12 protein-coding genes are annotated in these 17838 nt (G+C 35.0%); 1 reads left to right on the top strand and 11 read right to left on the bottom strand.

Annotated features, from left to right (window positions below; all coding sequences use genetic code 11):
- Positions 1-85: 85 nt before the first annotated feature.
- The 11 genes from IV494_RS02040 to uvrA form a co-directional block, all read right to left on the bottom strand.
- Positions 86-1966, bottom strand: coding sequence for a hypothetical protein (locus tag IV494_RS02040; RefSeq protein WP_196078503.1), 1881 nt, complete (start codon positions 1964-1966; stop codon positions 86-88).
- A gap of 10 nt (positions 1967-1976) precedes the next feature.
- A complete protein-coding gene (locus IV494_RS02045; RefSeq protein WP_196078504.1) occupies positions 1977-3992 on the bottom strand; it encodes a hypothetical protein in 2016 nt (671 codons plus the stop codon).
- Between the two features lie 22 nt (positions 3993-4014).
- Entirely contained in the window at positions 4015-4773 is a 759-nt protein-coding gene (locus IV494_RS02050; RefSeq protein ID WP_196078505.1) for a T9SS type A sorting domain-containing protein, read from the bottom strand.
- Between the two features lie 23 nt (positions 4774-4796).
- Positions 4797-5537 carry a thrombospondin type 3 repeat-containing protein gene (locus tag IV494_RS14930; RefSeq protein ID WP_230379813.1) on the bottom strand — a complete coding sequence of 247 codons (741 nt, stop codon included), beginning with the start codon at positions 5535-5537 and terminating at the stop codon, positions 4797-4799.
- 104 nt (positions 5538-5641) lie between these two features.
- On the bottom strand, positions 5642-6256 hold the full coding sequence (locus IV494_RS02060) for a response regulator (RefSeq protein ID WP_230379814.1): 615 nt from the start codon (positions 6254-6256) through the stop codon (positions 5642-5644).
- A 55-nt stretch (positions 6257-6311) separates the two neighbouring features.
- A complete protein-coding gene (locus tag IV494_RS02065) occupies positions 6312-9311 on the bottom strand; it encodes a sensor histidine kinase (protein ID WP_196078507.1) in 3000 nt (999 codons plus the stop codon).
- A gap of 380 nt (positions 9312-9691) precedes the next feature.
- The gene (locus IV494_RS02070; protein ID WP_196078508.1) at positions 9692-9994 is read right to left on the bottom strand and encodes a protease inhibitor I42 family protein; all 303 of its coding nucleotides are present in this window, start codon (positions 9992-9994) and stop codon (positions 9692-9694) included.
- 179 nt (positions 9995-10173) lie between these two features.
- Complete coding sequence (locus IV494_RS02075; protein WP_196078509.1) at positions 10174-10521, bottom strand: hypothetical protein; 348 nt, start codon at positions 10519-10521, stop codon at positions 10174-10176.
- Positions 10522-10539: 18 nt separating this feature from the next.
- Positions 10540-11649: a C1 family peptidase gene (locus tag IV494_RS02080; protein ID WP_196078510.1), complete on the bottom strand. Its 1110-nt coding sequence runs from the start codon at positions 11647-11649 to the stop codon at positions 10540-10542.
- A 10-nt stretch (positions 11650-11659) separates the two neighbouring features.
- Positions 11660-12481 (bottom strand): C1 family peptidase, encoded by an 822-nt coding sequence (locus IV494_RS02085; RefSeq protein WP_196078511.1) that lies wholly within the window; start codon positions 12479-12481, stop codon positions 11660-11662.
- Positions 12482-12872: 391 nt separating this feature from the next.
- Positions 12873-15659: an excinuclease ABC subunit UvrA gene (gene uvrA, locus IV494_RS02090; RefSeq protein ID WP_196078512.1), complete on the bottom strand. Its 2787-nt coding sequence runs from the start codon at positions 15657-15659 to the stop codon at positions 12873-12875.
- Positions 15660-16008: 349 nt separating this feature from the next.
- Between uvrA and IV494_RS02095 the strand changes: the two genes are divergently transcribed.
- On the top strand, positions 16009-17817 hold the full coding sequence (locus IV494_RS02095; protein ID WP_196078513.1) for a TonB-dependent receptor plug domain-containing protein: 1809 nt from the start codon (positions 16009-16011) through the stop codon (positions 17815-17817).
- The last annotated feature ends 21 nt before the right edge of the window (positions 17818-17838 follow it).

The following is a 17838-nucleotide window of genomic DNA, read 5'->3' on the forward strand; positions in this document are numbered from 1 at the left end:
AAGAAATTTGAACATTAATATTTGAATTAAAACTAAAAAAATCCACTTTGAAAAAAGTGGATTAATTATTTATATTATTTTAATTTTAGTATCCTTTAGCATGGCCTAAAGCAAAAATTCCGCGCGTGTTCAGGTAGAGCATTTGTAAACTTGGCATTGGGAATCCAGGTGCAAGAGTTGATTTTGGCTTAAGGTCGATTATTGAGCAATCGTAAACTTCACAATAGCCACAATTGGTATCTTTCCAGCTTATTTTCCTGCAGACTTTTGCTTTGGTATGACAGCAAGAAAGTTCTTTGTCCGGAGGTAAAACATAGGTTAATTTAATAAAATCTCCAACAGCTAAAGTTTTGGGAATTGAAAAGGCAAACACCACTTCACTATTATTAGCACTGGATGTTGCTCCGCTACCATAAGGTTGTAAAGTTGGTCCGCTCATCACACCTCCAATAGAAACTCCGCCAAAGAGTGAACCTAAATTATTGGTTTTTATTTGGCATTGTTTGCAATCTTCAGGACCGTCGAGCCATTCGAAACTGGTTGTTTCCACTCTGATTTCTGTAATAGGCGCACTGGAAGGTGCTGTAATATTGTACAATTCTACGGCGTAAGTTCCATCAATGTAAGGATAGCTTGGCGGAACTGGAACGGGAGTTACCATGGATAAGGTGTTTTTGCAACAAGGGTTTGGTGGATTAGCTGGTGGTGGACAATCTCTCGTCCAATCATTATTTATACCTGCCACAAAGCCAGAAGAAGATGATAATGTAGAAAAGGAGGTTGCTGAAAATGTAAAATTTCCTTTTACAACAATATCATAACTGCCGGAAGGAATTGACCCAAAAATTGTAATTGGAAAATTAAAAGTTCCAGAAGTTATGTACATTGATGGAATTGTTACGGGACCAGCTACCGGAACACCTCCTTGATATAAATAGGCTTGAAGTGAATTTAATGTGCCAGTTGTTGTACTAGAATGAGGTAATGTATAAGTACCACTTATCATAGCAGATAGCCCACATGAATCCGAAATACCATTAATGCTTGCATCTCCCAAATCCGATCCTGAACATCCCATACAAATATCATCTAAATAAGCATAACCAAAGTGACCAGCGTGGGAACAATCATTAACGATAAATTCTATTGTTATTGTCTGTCCAATATATGAAGATAGATCTACTTTTCCACAAGTCCAAGGTCTCATTGCAATTGCTTCTGTGTATGGGCTTGGCATTCCGCTAGTTAAGAAGGGGTTATTTAGTGCTTCGATGGGTGCTGTTCCACTTCCTACTACTGGTATAATTGGAACATAATTAAAAGCTGAAGTTGATTTTATTCTCACACCAAATGCAGGAGCTTCACCAGTATTATGAACATTAGAACTTTTAAAAGGATCTTGTAAAACTAAAGCATACCAAAATGTTAATTCTTTATTGCTAGTAGTAATATTTATAGTTTTTTCGATGGATTCTGCACTACAGTTTGGTAAAATAGATGGAAGTTCGGATCTTCCTAATTTTAGTGCTTTAGTTCCCGAATGTACAGTAGGAAGAGTTGGGAATATAGCATCAAATCCTGTAGAAACTATTTCCCATTGGGATAAAGCTGTTGTACTAGGAATTGTAGATGTTACTAGCGAGCCACTACCAGTAATTGTAGAATTATAAGTTATACTAGTACCGGTTTTTCTATTATCAACAATAGTCCATCCCCATGTAGAAAAATCTTTAGTTTCAAAACCTCCGTCATCACAAATATCTGTAGAAACCTTAATTTTAGGTTGTATGTTTTTCTTACTCAGTTCTTTTTTCAAATTTGCGATATAGGTTAATTTGAAATTTGAAATTTGATTTTGAGGTATTTTTTGTTCCCTTGCTGCACTTTCAGCCCATCTATTATAATCTTGACCAAAGCCGAAATTAGAATAAAGTGTTATAATTAAGATATATAATATTTTTTTCATGATTTTATTTTTAAAGTTTATTTGGTAATTGCGTAGCTGTTCCTGTTGAAGTTCCTGTTCCTGTTCCGCCACCATTAGAACCAGCGCAAGATCCATCACGGGTAATTATTGATTGAACCAATTTATCACAAACATGACATTCCGTATCCCAAATTGTATATCGGATCCAGATTTCAACCTTGTCTCCGCAACAGGAATTTGGGGAAACACCAACAGTATGAGTAATATTTGTTGGCGATGCTAAATTGACACCAGCTGCACTTGCAGAAGTAAATACCAAAGAACGAGAGGTATTAAGTGCAGAATTTTCGCCTAAATAAAATTTAGGATTTCCACTGTTTGTCCAGCCAGTTCCGCCGATATTATTAGTTCCAACAAAATTATCCTGGTTTGCGTTTTTGTTGTTGCATTTCACGCAATCACTAGTAATCGGAAAATATTTTATCGAAACAATATCTGCATCAACTCTCACAATATTTTTCGGGGAAGAAATGGAGTTTACAATTCTTATAGTTCCAGTTGCAGCATCTAATTGCGTGGTAGAAATTGGATTTGCGGTGAGCGGATTTAATTCGCAACCATTACAACAATTCGGAAACTGTAGTGTAATTGCATCATCACAATTCCCACAACTTGTTGCACTATTAATTGTATTCCCTTGAATATTTAGCGAATAGAAAGTGGTGCTGGGAACAATATCAAAAGTAATATTTGTAGTTGCTAAAGGAGCAATTGGAGTTAAACTAGAAAACGCAGGACTCAAACTTGAAATAGTTGCGCTTCCAACTGGTGAAACTGCTAAGTAGGTGCCATTTGAGGTTGTCGGAGTGCATGCTACTGAATAATGTCCAAGTGTAGAAGTTCCAGTTGTAGAATTATTTTTATAAGTAATCACAACATGATATTTGGCTTTTCCTTGACTGTCTTTTCCATTACACTGAATATCAACTTTCGTCACTTCAAAATTACACTTCGATTGTGCAACTTTATTTGTGTTTTTTGCGTACTCAAAAGTTTTATTTAATTGGGCATCCTGTGCATCAATTAATTTTTGAATTTCAGCGGGAAATTTTGGCTCATCGGTATTTTGATCTTTAAAACCAGAATCTGCTTTTGTCATTTTAGTCTTCCCATTCCAACCTTTATCGTCAACTTTTTTACTGTCACGACAGTCTCCATTCGGACATCTTCTTCGACCAAAGTCAAAACTCAATCCCACGTTTAAAGCCAGCGCGCTGTAGGAAGTAGATTTAATATCACTTTTTACTTGCGTTCCCAGATCCAATTGTTGTTGTTCATATTGCCCCGCTTGATTGGGGTTTCCTAATGGATTTAAAGTTGAAGTTTGCGTATTGATCTTCGGTCCGAAGATATAAGCAGCGTCAGCAAAAATGCCGAACGTTTCGTTGAACATATATCGCACCCTTATTTTTGGCGTTATGGCGATACCTGTTGTTTTTGTTTCAGGTAAAGTCCACAGATTATATTCTTTGGTTTGGCCATTAACTTGAGTTGTTTGTACGGCACTGACTTCTTTTTGCGTCATGCTGAAATATTCTGCCAAAACCATGGGAGAAATAGTGAAATGTTCTCCTAAATTAAAATTAGCTTGTGGTCCTCCACCAATTCTAAAACCTGGATTTTTTTGATCTACCCCTCTATAACTAACAGAACTTGAGGTTTGTCCAAAAATTGGAAAGGCATTAGGTAAAGCAACACTCGGGTCTCCATTTCCGCCAAAATTATAAGTTCCGCCAATATTTAAACCTATTGAAGTTTTTGGCCAACCATCCCATCCTTTTCTAAATAATGAAAAAGGGACAAAAACATCTCCACTAATTCCAGATGAATTATTAACATAAGCATCTTTGGTTGCAGAATTAGGCATTGTAGAATTGTAACTTACATTAAGTCGAGGACCGCCTTTTACGACGCCGTCCCAACCTTTACGGGCATTCTCTTGCGCATGAGTTGATAAAAATGATCCGAAGAGAAGTAAGATCATAAATTTTTGAATTGTTTTCATACTGGTGATTTTTTTTAGTTTTTTATTCTTTAATGAATTTTGTTTTATAGGATTTATCTGATGTGGTAATTTCCATGATGTACAATGCTTTTGGTAAGCTCGAAACATTCATTATGTCAGAAGTTGTTTTGCTTTCTTTCACAAGTTTTCCCTCAGAATTATAAATCTTAATTCCTGTAATATTTTCAACGTCTTTGATGAAAATTTTATCTTTGGTAGGATTGGGATATAGAGTAATTTTAGAATTGGTTTCTGTTTCTACATTGCTTAGCAAACTGTAATCTATACTTGATCTCACACTTTCAATAAAAAATTGAGATGCTGTGGGAATGGTAACCCGTAAACGATAATTTCCGGGTGCCAAACCAATATAATCCTGTTTATTTATTTTTGAATTTGGCCAGGACGTACAAACCCCTGTAGTAGTAGTGACGCTAGAGGTCGCCATCACCATATTTGTTGTGTCATTTACCAGCTCAAATAAAGCTGGTGTTATGCTATAGATCACTGCATATCCAATGGTCAGCGTATAAGTTCCTGATCCGCTGATGGTGAAAATTGGAGAGAGAATAGTTACGGGGATGGTGTTGTAAAGATTATTTACAAACATTGCTACGCAACCGCCGTTGAACCAGGTTTTGTTTACAGTTGTAGGGTAAATTGCCCAATTATTAACATCTGCCGCTGAGTTGAAAGAACAAGAAGGTATTTTGTACTGGCTAAACATTAAATTAATACCCAAAAAGGTAATAAGTAAAGTAGAAAATAATTTTTTTTTCATGATGTTTTTTTTTAAGATTTTTATTATTCTTTAATGAATTTTGTTTTAAAAGATTTGTTTCCAGATAGTATTTCAATGAAATAAATTCCTTTATTTAAATTGGAGACATCAACTGCATCAGTATTTGTTTTAAGATTTTTCACAATTCTTTCTGTGGAATCATAGATTTTAATCCCCGATATATTTTTAAAATTTTTAATGAAGATGAGGTTAGAAGCAGGATTAGGATAAATTGAAGGATTAGTTTCTTGCAGATTGCTTTCTGTAGCAGATAAAGTATTTATTGTAATTGTTAAAGTATTACTTGATCTTACATTTCCTGCCGTACAAATAATATCACTTTTCAGTTCACAGGTTATTACATCTCCGTTATTCAATATATTGTCTGAATAAGTTGCAATGTTTGTACCCACATTAACTCCGTTTTTCCTCCATTGATAAATAGGAGAACTTCCACCCGAATCTATTATAGAAGTAAAACTCACTAAATCTCCATTATTGACGGTGGTGGAAGGATGTGCAAAAATTAATATGGCAGGAGTATGTAGACCTCCAGGATTTCCAATTGTTTTTTCACAATCACAAGCATCTCCAATTTGATCGCCATCTTCATCTGTTTGATCTGGGTTGTAAGTATATTTACAATTATCGGAGCTATCTAAAACTCCATCATTATCAATATCCTGAGCATTCATTTGAACAAGAAAAAAACTTCCGAAAATAATGAGGGTTTTTAAAAGAGAAAAAAAATAGTTTGCTTTCATCATATTATTTTTTAAAATTTATAGAAGCAAAAATGAAAAGAATTCTCACAAAAAAAAATCCCTAAAACTAGGGATGAGGTAAATAGAGCTAAGAAAAATTTTACTCACAGATTTTTATAATACCAAGCGATCGCTTCACCTAAAGAGGAGATATGCAATTTTTCGTAAATATGTTTCGTGTGAGAATTAATGGTCGAATAACTTACGCCCAATTGATCCGCAACCATTTTATAACTGTTTCCTTCCGCGAGAGATTTCAGAACCTCCTGTTCTTTAGAAGTTAAAATTTCCAGATTTTTTTTGGGGGAGAAATAATCTAAAACTCTTTTAGCAATCGCCGGATTCATCGCCGCGCCGCCTTCATAAACTTCTTCTATGGCTTGCAAAATTCGGGTTGGATGGTCGGATTTTAGAATGTATCCGCTTGCACCATTAGAAATACTTTGAAAAATTTTATCGCTGTCGTCAAATGCGGTCTGAATTAAAACTTTTATCTGTGGGAACTTCGATTTTATTTGCTTTAAACCTTCTAAACCATCTACAATTGGCATATTAATATCCATCAAAACAACGTCTGGATAAAATGCTTCCATTTTACTCAATACATTTTCGCAATTTTCTGCATCTCCTACATATTCCAGATTGTCGCTTAAGGAAATAAGTGCTTTCAAACTATTGAGCCGTTCTAAACTGTCGTCAAAGGCGAAAATCCGAATCATTATGAGGTTTCTTAAAAAATTATTTTGACAAAGTTAAGGGTAAAATCACGGTATGTTATTCCCTAAATCTAGGGATGTCGATGATGATTGAAGTTCCGTTATTAATTGATATTTCGAATTTCGCTCCTAATTCTTCCGCTCTTTTTTTCATATTGGTGAGACCGTTTCCACCGTTTTCTGAGTTTTTAAACCCCGTTCCATTATCAGAGATCTGTAATCTGAAGTGAGTTTCATTTTTTTCTATCGACAACTCAGCTTTCGTAGAGTCGCTGTGTTTAAGTATGTTATTGAGTGCTTCTTTACAAATTAAAATAATGTTTTTACGAGCAGAAAAATCATTGATCTCCTCGTTAATCAATTCGTCAATTTTTATTTTATACTTAATATTTGAACTGCCCAGAATCTCGCTCGTTATTTTTTTTATTCGTGTACTCAAAGACATAAATTCATCTTTGCTGGGTTTCAAACTCCAGATAATATCTCCAATATTTTCCGAAATACCTTTTGCCTGCGATTCTATTTTCTTCAGTATTTTTTTTGCTTCCGCAGGATTTTTATCGAATAATTTCTGTACGACAGCGCTGTTGATCTGCAAACTACTCAATGAAGCTCCCAAGTCATCATGCAGATCGGCGGTAATCTTATTTCGCTGATGTTCCAGTTCAAGTTTTTGTCGAAATTTTCTTTTTTGGAGCGTATATTTTCGTCTGTTATAAAGATAAAACAGCAAACCCGTTATTAAGATCGAATTGATGATCCAGAACCCAATTGTCTTATAGAATGGATTTTTGATGGTGATTACAATTCTTTTTTGAAGTTTATATTTGTTGGTGAATTTATCATAAATCGCCAATTCTAATTCATATGTTTTTGGCGACAAACTGGTGAAATCAATTTGTGCTGAATTCGACTTTAAGATCCATTTTTTGCCGTCAATGCGGTAAGCTATTTTGTACGATTCCGCATTACCTAAATCCGAAATGATGACTTTGAGAGAAATATTATTTTCTTCCGTTTTAAAATTGAGATTTTTGATATGATCCGGATTTATATCAGGTCGGAAGATCTTAGAATTTACCTGAATTTCATCAATATAAATTTTCGGGTGATAATTTGAACTGTGCTTTAATGGAGGTTTAAAATAATTAAAACCCATTGCGCCACCAAAATATAAAGTTCCATCTGGTGTTTTACAAAATGACCGGTTATTAAAATCCCAGTCTTGCACGCCGTCTTTTAAATCGTAATTGATAACTTGAAATGTCGAAGCATTAATGGAGCTTAAGCATCTCTGATGGCTCACCCAAATATTTCCGAGATCATCTTTTAGCAAACCATATATATACGTTCCTGCCATTTCTGAATTCGCGTCAAATGTTTTTAAAATATTGAAGTTTTTGTCTAAAAGATAAAGTCCGTTATTGGTACCAACCCAGAAATTTTCTTTTTGAATATCTTCCTGCATATAAAAAGATTGCTTGCCTGGAAGAATATTTTTTTCAAAAATAAAATCTCCATTTTCAGTCTTTTTCACTAAAAGCATATCATGATTAATATAGCTTATTGCAAACCGATTCTCCGAAAGCGGATTGATGTAAAACGCATTCTTTTGATTTTGATGAGGTATTTCTGTAAATTTATTTTCTTTGATATCAAATTTGATGAGACCGATCTCCGTTGCCAACAAAAGTTGATTTTCGGAAAGCGCTTTTAAATCTTGAATTTTTCCAAATGGACTTAAATTTTTACTGGATGCAAACTGGGAAACGTTTTTATTTTCGTCCATGAAAAGCAAACTGCTACCCGGAAAACTTGCGTCATTATATAACCAGATTCCTTTCCGGTATTGATCGTAACTGCTTCTAAAACTAGAGTTACTATTTATAGATCCGGTGATTTTTTTTGCAGTTTTTGTATTTTTATTCCAGGTGTAGTTTGAGTTGATGAGCAATTCGTTTTCATTTATAGAATTAATGGTAGCAACCCCGTTAAAATCCGGATTCGTAAACGTATTTTCACTTGTCGCTTTTTGAATTAACGGCCCGCCAAAATCGAATATAAGTTGTCCCTTTCCATCATCACAAAACCACAATCTATCATTTTTATCAAAACCAAATTGATAGTAAGAAAAGTTCTTAATTTTTTGGTAAATTATCTCCCTCGTTTTTTCCTTTAAAATTGTTAAGTTATTTTGTCGAAAAAGAACTAAAAGATTCCCGTTCGAAATAACTGACAATAAATTTTGTAAAGAAAGAGTACCGATTTGATTTTGAATATGAATATTGTTCGTTTTAAAGTCGTCGATCAATAAACCTTTATTGGTAGCGAAAAGGAGTTTCTTATTTTCTTTGGTGTAGGAAATAGAATTGAATTCTAAATTCTCTTTTAAAGAAATTTCCTTCAAAGGTTCTTCAATTTTTTTCGTTTTTAAGTCTATTTGCAAGACTTTATTCTTCGTGCAAAACCAAGCTTTATTACCAATAATTACTGGAAAACTTTGATAAAAAGCCTTCGAGAAATTCTGGTTATAAACATGAACTGAAGACAGTTCCGGTAAATTAAGTTTGGTAAGAAATGATATTTTTTGAGTCTTAACATCGAAACTCGAAATTTCAAATTTATTGTTGAAGCACCAAATTTTATTATTCCAAAAACCAAAAGGCATTGTTAACTGGTTTTTTTTATCTGAAAAAATCTGGAGTAAATGAAAAGTATTCTTTTGCCTTGAATAGCAATATAGACCATTGGTAGAACCAAAATACATATTGTTTTCTGCGTCCTCGGAAATCCCATAAGCTTGCGCTAAATTCGGGCATTTTTCAAAATAGCGATTCAAATTATATACTTTTACCTGGCTTCCGTCGAATCTGTTGATGGCATCATTGGCAGAAAGCCACATGAAACCGAGCTGGTCTTCGAAGCGAAAATAGTTTGAACCCTGCGAAAGTCCCTCGTTCAAGGATAAAGTTTTAACTGAAAAATCTGGAGTTTGAGAAAAAATAAAGATTCCCGAAAATAGAAGTAGTATAAAAACTGTAAATTTTCGAGTGATCATTCATGGGAATTTAAGTAAAGTTAAAAATATTTTGGAATAATCGGCGAGAATATTTTTTGAAGGTTTTTGTAGCAAAAAAGCCAGCTTCAAGAAGCTGACTCAGTTTTTTTTCGAAAAATTGCATAAAGTCTATTCCAATTTTTCCGTTAAATATCCGAAGTTCTATAAATCTAAAGTTTTTAATTTGGCAAAAATTAATGCTCGATGATATTTCTAAAATTGATTGTAAAGAATGATATTAATCTCCAGTAATTATTTTGAATTCATTTTAAAAAATATTCATAGCGATCAACTTAATGAAAGCTTTTTTAAATTTCAAAATTCAAAATTCAAAATTCAGATTTCAAATTTCAATTTTACATTTAAATAGAAAAATTTTCTTATTCCACAGTGAATGTAATTGTTTTTTCAGAATTACTCGCGCCATCAGTTTCCCAAGGTCTGCGTTGGGAGAAAACAACTTTTGTGGTTCCTGTATTTTTTCCAATGACTTCAAAGTTTTCATCGGCACTGCGGCCAACTGCATCGTCAGGTTTTGAATTTAAGTTTTCAACTCTTTTTATTTCAATGATATCTTTGTTTTCGATATCATAGCTCCAAAGATAACCTGCAGTGGAAAGACTTGTTAAAGACAAAGTTAGGTGTTCATCTACTTTCATCTTATAGGTTGATTGTAAAGACATAACTGGTTTATTCTTGTTAGGATTATACTTTTTCTGTTGCTTACATGAGGAAGAGCAATTAGCAATGATTAGTGGAACTAGAAGAAAGGTTGCTCTTATTTTCATTATTCAAAGTTATAAAAAAGAACGACTGAATATTTAATAAGCAGTCGTCCTCATTATTTTTCCGTTTTCAATTTTTAGAAAGCGTAAATTTCATGGATTAAACCATCTGCTTCTGTTCGATAATTAATCGGAGAGTTCAGCTGTTTCGCATGATTTCCGATGATTGTTAGAGCCATGTTCGCGCTGGAAGAAGTGTTAACGATTTTCTTGAAACCCGCTCCGGTGATATTTAACCACTGGTTTTGATCATTGGCACTACCGAAAGTTTGTACAACTTTTTGTCCGTTAAAAACTGTTCCTACTGCACCCAAAGTTGGTGGTTCAAGGGTAGGGAAATTTTTTGCTTTCGCAATTGACTGATTGGCTTGCATTGCTTCTGGAGCAGGAATTGCTGCGTTTTTATCATTATTTTGTTTAGACATGATATATTATTTTTAAAGTTAAAGGGAGTAAACCTGTTTGATGATACTATTTTCTAAATAAACATTAACTGTTCTGTTATTCGCTTTTGCATCTGCAAACAGCGTAAGTAAATTAATTACGATATTGTCATTGTCGGGGGAAATTTTTCTCCAGCCTAAATTTTCCAGATATACATAAACATTACGATCGCTCTCATTACTCCATAATCCCTGCACATGGAGATTGGTGTTCCAGCCGGTTTCTACAACGCCGTCAACAGCGTGCATTTTTGCGTCAATTCCGCATTGACCATAACCAATTTTAAAAAATCCACCCTGACCAAAACCTGTACCCCAACTGTTTTTTGCGATCCAGCATTGTTCGGTATCGCTGTAACCTATGATACAAACGCAGTGACCGCCTGCAAGTGCTCCTGAAACATGACGATAGACTCCTGAACTGTAAGCGAAAAAGTCATTGTAAACCGTAAAACATGCCGCTAACGGTCCTCTGGTACTTAACCAGTTTTTCATATCCGCAGCATTGGTAATCGCATGATAACTGGATATTTTGGTAACCATTGATTGCCAGTTTGCTGGTGCGCCACATGCTTGATCGCCACCTGTGTATGGGTAAGCAGATTCTGGAATGACACCAACATCTCTGAATTTGTTAAAAGCGTTTTCCGGCCACCATCCGCCGTTTGCTCCACCACACTTCCTGCCTTCACTGCCTCCTAAGCAGTAAAAAAGATGAGCTTCGGAAAAATCGATGGCTAAATTAGGATTTCCCCGCAATACACGCATCGTAGATTCAGTAGTTGCAATTGCTCCAAAAGCAACACATGATCCGCAAGCCGCTTGATTTTTAACAGAAGTTACATAATTATTTCCTCCAACATTTCGCCAGTCGAAAGTGGTAGGATATCCTACTGCACCTTTTGCAACTTTAAATGCTGCGAAGCTCGCCAAAGCTTGCTTCTCCCTTTCCATCAATGAGGCTTCTCCAGGAGCTGGTGTGAAACCTAAGAATTTTTGCATTTCACTTTCAGATAAAGAAGTGAATTCATTTTCAGCTGCAACCCATGTTGCATTTGAAGCTAGCAGTTCGGATTTTAAATCCTCGATTTTTAATTTTTGATTTGCCATGATTGTTGTTTTATTTTTTTGAAGTTTTTGAAGTTTTTGAAACTTTTGTCGGCGTTAAAAGCCGAATGGTCCAGAAGTCATCACATAGATGATTATTGGTAATAAAGGCGTACGGCATATAAAAATACCCTTTGTCTGCCCAGCTTTCACCCCATGAATTACGCACGATGAATAATTGTTTAGAATCATCATATCCAACTGCCATTACGCAATGTCCACCAAGTCTGGCTTCTGTACTTGTAGGCATTGGCATGATGCCGTCTTTACCTATGGTTCTGAAGCTTTCGTACACTGTAAATCCAAAAACAAAAGGATAACCGTCAGACAAACATGATTGTAATTGAAACAAACTGCTGTTGTTTAATCGCATATAGCTTTGGATCGTATTTTTGTGAGCGGCAGAGTAACATTTTAAACTGGGTTTTTTTGTAAACTTTGCAATGTTGTAGGTTAGCAGCGTTTCAGAACAAACACCATCTGTATTCAATGATTTAATACCGTCTCTGATAAAAGCTCCACTGTCGGAATTTACAGTGTTGATCATCACCCTCTCATTGTAATAAAGAAAAAGACGGGAGGGAGTAAAAGATTTTAACTTTTGTTTCATTTGTCCGAACTGAAACGCTGCACCTAAGCCATTTGCAGTACAGCTCCCCAATTGTCCCTGATCATAAACGGGAGGACACATTGACCGCAGATTGATTTTTGAGGTCATACTCTTCATAACGCTGAGCGGTGCAGAATACATCAGATCTCGTTGATCCGGAACATCGGGTATCCAGCCAAAAAGATGTTCTGTAGGATCAGATTTTTTTTTGATTTGTTTTGCCATTTTTAATTCGATTTTTGTTTTTAATGATTGGTTATTAATTAATTACATTGCAAAAGTACAATGAGAAAAGTGCTTTTTAATCCGTTGAAACACCTATTCTAAGAGCGTGATTTCGCTCTAAATCACACCGTTAAAACACGCTTAAATTTTCTTTGCCAAAATCACCTTGATGTTCAATAAAATCTAGTTTAAGTCGAAAACTTCCTGATGATAGACCTTTTGATTAAGTTTAAGATTACGAAGACCTATTGAATTTTTGATATGATATACAATTTCTTCTTGAACAGTTAGTAGCTGTCTTTTTTTCGAAATATGTTTTGTGTGGAATAAAATGCATGAAAAAAGCCAACTTCTAAAAGCTGGCTTATATATTATAAATTATGAAATCAGTTTATTCTAATTTCTCCTTCAAGTATTTACCTGTATGCGATTTTTTATCTTTCGCTAAATCTTCCGGTGTTCCGGCGAAAACAATTTCACCACCGTACTTTCCTGCTTCCGGACCAATGTCGATCACATAATCTGCAGTTTTTATAATATCTGGTTGATGCTCAATTACGACCACCGAATGTCCCAATTCTATTAATGCCTGCAAAGATTTCAATAATTTATTAATATCATGAAAATGCAATCCAGTTGAAGGTTCATCAAAAATAAAAAGTGATTTATCCGTCGTAACTCCTTTTACTAAAAAGGAGGCTAACTTTACTCTTTGCGCTTCACCGCCAGAAAGGGTAGAAGAACTTTGACCCAACTGCAAATATCCTAAACCAACTTCCTGCAAAGGTTTTAGTTTGGTCACGATTTTTGTCTGGTTATTTTCTGCGAAAAATTCCAACGCCTCATCAACCGTCAAATGAAGGATATCGGAAATGTTTTTTTCGTCGAATTTTATTTCCAGAATTTCATCTTTGAAACGGGTTCCGTGACAGGTTTCACATTCCAGTTCAATATCTGCCATGAACTGCATTGACACAGTGATTACGCCGTCTCCTTTGCATTCATCACATCTTCCGCCATCAACATTAAAGGAAAAATGTTTCGGTTTTAAATTTTGAACTTTCGCTAGTTTCTGTTTTGAATATAGATCCCGAATATCATCATAAGCTTTCAAATAAGTAACTGGATTTGAACGGCTTGATTTTCCGATGGGGTTTTGGTCAATGAGTTCAATGTTTTTAATGATTTTCTCCGGAAATTCCACCGAATCGTAATCACCTTTCTTTCCACCCATTCCGAGCTGAATCTGAATGTCATTGGTTAAAATATCTTTCATCAAAGTCGATTTTCCACTACCGGAAACACCGGAAATGACGACCAGACATTCCAAAGGAATATCAACATCGATGTTTTTTAAATTATTTTGTCGCGCTCCTTTTATATGGATCCATTCTTTTGGTTTTCTGCGAGTTTCAGGAACTTTAATTTCCAGTTTTCCTGTTAAATATTGGGCGGTTAAGGAATCTGAATTTTTCAATTCTTTAAAATGTCCCTCAAAAACCAGTTCGCCGCCTAGATATCCTGCTTCAGGACCAATATCAATGATGTAATCTGCAGCTTTCATCACGTCTTCATCATGTTCTACAACGATTACCGTATTTCCGAGATCACGCAGATTTTTTAAAACTTCAATTAAATTTTCAGTGTCTTTAGAATGTAAACCAATCGAAGGTTCATCCAAAATATAAATAGAACCAACCAACGAACTTCCCAGACTTGTCGCCAGATTAATTCTTTGACTTTCTCCTCCCGAAAGGGTATTCGAAGTTCTGTTAATGGTCAAATATCCCAAACCAACTTTCTCCAAAAATGCTAATCTTGTGGTGATTTCATACAGCAAACGTTTCGCAATTTCTGCATCGTGTTTGTTCAGTTTTAGAGAATTCATTAATGGTAAAAATTCATCTAAAGGCAAATCGATCATCGACTGAATGTTGTGCCCATCGATCTTCACCCATTTTGTTTCTTCACGCAAACGCAAACCTTCGCAAGTCGGACAAAGAGTTTTTCCACGATAACGGGAAAGCATTACGCGATACTGAATTTTATATAAATTTCCTTCGAGCATTTTGAAGAAATTATTTATAGAAGGGAAAGTTTTCGACTCGTCGCCTTTCCATAAGTAATTTTTCTGCTCTTTCGTCAGTTGAAAATACGGTTTGTGAATCGGGAAATCTTTTGCTTTTTTAATGAAATCTTTTTTCCATTCACTCATGCTTTCGCCTTTCCAGCTTGCAACAGCGTCTTCAAAAACAGAAAGATTTTTATTCGGGATCACCAGATCTTCATCGATACCAATTACTTTTCCGTACCCTTCACATTCCGGACAAGCTCCGTAAGGATTATTAAAGCTGAAAAAATGAACATTTGGTTCCATAAATTCAATGCCGTCGAGCTCAAATTTATTGGAGAATTCTCTGATCGTTCCGGTTTCAATATTTTTCAAAGAACAATAGCCGCGACCTTCATAAAAAGCCATTTGAATGGAATCAGCCAGCCTTTGAAGAAAACTTTCGTCTTCCTCGTAACTGAAACGGTCGATGACCAGTTGAATTTCCATTTCTTTTTCCGGTATGAAACCAAAACTTTCCAGATCTTCAATTCCGGCTACATTTCCATTCACTTCTAATCGAGTAAAACCAGTAAGTTTTAAAGTTTTTAAAAGTTCAGTGAAATTTTCAACGCCGAAAATCAAAGGACTTCTCAGCAAAAAAGTTTGATTTTCGTTCTCCTTGATGAAATTAATAACGTCTGTTACAGAATCTTTTTTCACTTCATTCCCGGAAACTGGCGAATAGGTACGACCAACTCTCGCAAAAAATAATTTCAGATAGTCATAAACTTCCGTAGAAGTTCCAACCGTAGAACGGGGATTTGAAGAAATGACTTTCTGTTGGATCGCAATCGACGGCGCCAAACCTTTGATGTCATCAACTTTTGGTTTTTCTAATTTCCCTAAAAACTGTCGGGCATAAGAACTCAAACTTTCTACATATCGCCGTTGCCCTTCTGCATAAATCGTATCAAAAGCGAGCGATGATTTACCACTTCCCGAGACACCTGTGATCACAATGAGTTTGTTCTTTGGCAGAAGTACATCAATGTGTTTCAGGTTGTTAAGATGTGCGTTTTTTACGAAAAGTTGTTTCTTAATATCGATTTCGGTCGTTGTAGCCATAAGTAAAATTGAGACCTACAAAAATACTATTTTTTTTAAGGAAAAATTTTAATAATATTCACAATAAAAGTTGGATTGTATTGTTATTTTTCCAATATTTGTGTAACAAATAAGTAATAAAATCATGAGAAAACTATTCAATGATCTAATTACACATTTGATGAGAAAAAGATAAAGTTTTAAGTTCTAACTTTTAACAAGATGCAGCTCTACCGAGTTGCATCTTTTGTTTTTCATATTAAAAAATTCCGAGAGAAAATCCTTTGTTTATTGGTTATTTCTGAAATATATTTGCCGCTTCTTTTATAAAAATCTATTAATTCAACACGATTATTTTAAATTGAGTTTAATGAAAAAAGCAGTATTAAGTATTTTAATTCTAGGTGCAACGGTCAATTTTTCAGCCCAGGAAAAAGAAGGCAGTATTTCAGAAGTGATGGTTTCGGGTAAATTACTCGAAATGCCTTTGAAAAAGGTGAATGAAAATATCACCGTGATTTCCAAAGAAGAAATTAAAAATTCTCCCGCAAAAAGTGTAGAAGAACTTCTTGCACAAATTACAGGATTTGACATTCGCAGAAGAGGCGGAAACGGCGTACAAGCTGATATTTCTTTGCGGGGAAGCAGTTTCGAGCAGGTTTTGATTTTGGTGAACGGAATACGGATGAATGATTCACAAACCGGTCATAATTCCATGAGTATTCCTTTCGATCTGGCGTCGGTAGAAAAAATAGAAATTGTGAAAGGTCCTGCTGCAAGACGTTTTGGTCAAAATGCTTACGCTGGCGTTGTGAATATTATCACCAAACCAAGTTCGGCGGAAAATGTAATTATTTCCGGAAGTGGCGGTGATTTCGAAACTTATTCTTTAGGAATCGGTGCTAATTTTGGAACAGAGAAATTCTCTAATTTTTTGCAAGCTGGTTCGTCAAGCTCGGAAGGTTACCGATACAACACCGATTACAAGATCAACAATATTTTTTACCAGAACCAATATCAGTTGGAGAATGGTAGTTTAAAATTTCAGGCTGGAATTCAAGAGAAAAAGTTTGGTGCAAACGGCTTTTATTCTACGCCAACTGCAACAGAACAATATGAAGAAACACAGGCATCGATCGTAAGTTTGGGTCTTACAAAAAAGTACAATAAATTCAATTTAAATTCAAATATTTACTGGAGAAGAGGGCAGGATTTGTATTTATTCAATAGAGCGAAACCCGAAGTTTACCGCAATATGCATATCGGAAATAATATTGGCGGAGAAATAAGCGGAAATTATAAATCTACTTTGGGAACGACCGGACTTGGAGTTGAATTGCGGAAAGAATTTTTGGCCAGTAATAATTTAGGGTCGCGCGAAAGATTTGTAACACAGGTTTTTTTGGAGCATCATTTTTCTTTCTTTCAGGATAAATTCCACCTTTCTCCCGGCATTTCCTGGGCGAATTATGGTAAAGAAGGAAATTTCTTTTATCCAGGTCTAGATGTGGGTTTTGACTTTAATGAAAACAATAAAATTTACGGAAATATTGCAAAAGTAAACCGTGTTCCCACTTTTACTGATCTGTATTATGTAAGTAAAACAGAAACTGGAAATCCTAATTTACTGCCAGAAAACGCCATCTCTGCGGAGGTTGGTTATCGTTTTCAGCAAAATAATTTTGCAGCAAAAGTGAGCGGTTTTCTACGGAATTCGAACAATGCGATCGACTGGACAAAGCAAAATCAAAACGATATTTGGCGGGCGGAAAATATTGGTAAAATTGAAACAAAAGGGGTAGAAATTGAGGTCGGACAAAATTTCAATGCTTTTCTTAAATCGTATTCCGTAGGTTATACTTATTTGGATAGTAAATCGCTGCAACCGACCAATTTAATTTCGAGATATGTTTTAGAAAATTTGAAGCATCAGTTTGTCGCTAAACTAGAAAATAGATTCTTTAAAAATCTGACCAATCAATTAATCTACAGATATAACGAAAGGGTTACAACAGGAAGTTATCAAATATTAGATGAAAAGTTAAGCTATGATCTCAAAAAGTTGAATCTCTATATTTTGGTCAATAATATAACCAATTCCTCATATACAGAAACATTTGGCGTTCCGATGCCAAAACGCTGGTTTCATGTAGGTTTTACTTATAAAATTGGACTTTAACACTCATTAAAAAACTGTGCT

Source organism: Kaistella gelatinilytica (assembly GCF_015679325.1).
In the GTDB taxonomy this organism is placed as follows: Bacteria; Bacteroidota; Bacteroidia; order Flavobacteriales; family Weeksellaceae; genus Kaistella; species Kaistella gelatinilytica.

Bases quoted from the DNA above. Each gene is read 5' to 3' on its own strand.
- IV494_RS02040 (WP_196078503.1), bottom strand. From the start codon at position 1,966: ATGAAAAAAATATTATATATCTTAATTATAACACTTTATTCTAATTTC.
- IV494_RS02045 (WP_196078504.1), bottom strand. From the start codon at position 3,992: ATGAAAACAATTCAAAAATTTATGATCTTACTTCTCTTCGGATCATTT.
- IV494_RS02050 (WP_196078505.1), bottom strand. From the start codon at position 4,773: ATGAAAAAAAAATTATTTTCTACTTTACTTATTACCTTTTTGGGTATT.
- IV494_RS14930 (WP_230379813.1), bottom strand. From the start codon at position 5,537: ATGAAAGCAAACTATTTTTTTTCTCTTTTAAAAACCCTCATTATTTTC.
- IV494_RS02060 (WP_230379814.1), bottom strand. From the start codon at position 6,256: ATGATTCGGATTTTCGCCTTTGACGACAGTTTAGAACGGCTCAATAGT.
- IV494_RS02065 (WP_196078507.1), bottom strand. From the start codon at position 9,311: ATGATCACTCGAAAATTTACAGTTTTTATACTACTTCTATTTTCGGGA.
- IV494_RS02070 (WP_196078508.1), bottom strand. From the start codon at position 9,994: ATGTCTTTACAATCAACCTATAAGATGAAAGTAGATGAACACCTAACT.
- IV494_RS02075 (WP_196078509.1), bottom strand. From the start codon at position 10,521: ATGTCTAAACAAAATAATGATAAAAACGCAGCAATTCCTGCTCCAGAA.
- IV494_RS02080 (WP_196078510.1), bottom strand. From the start codon at position 11,649: ATGGCAAATCAAAAATTAAAAATCGAGGATTTAAAATCCGAACTGCTA.
- IV494_RS02085 (WP_196078511.1), bottom strand. From the start codon at position 12,481: ATGGCAAAACAAATCAAAAAAAAATCTGATCCTACAGAACATCTTTTT.
- uvrA (WP_196078512.1), bottom strand. From the start codon at position 15,659: ATGGCTACAACGACCGAAATCGATATTAAGAAACAACTTTTCGTAAAA.
- IV494_RS02095 (WP_196078513.1), top strand. From the start codon at position 16,009: ATGAAAAAAGCAGTATTAAGTATTTTAATTCTAGGTGCAACGGTCAAT.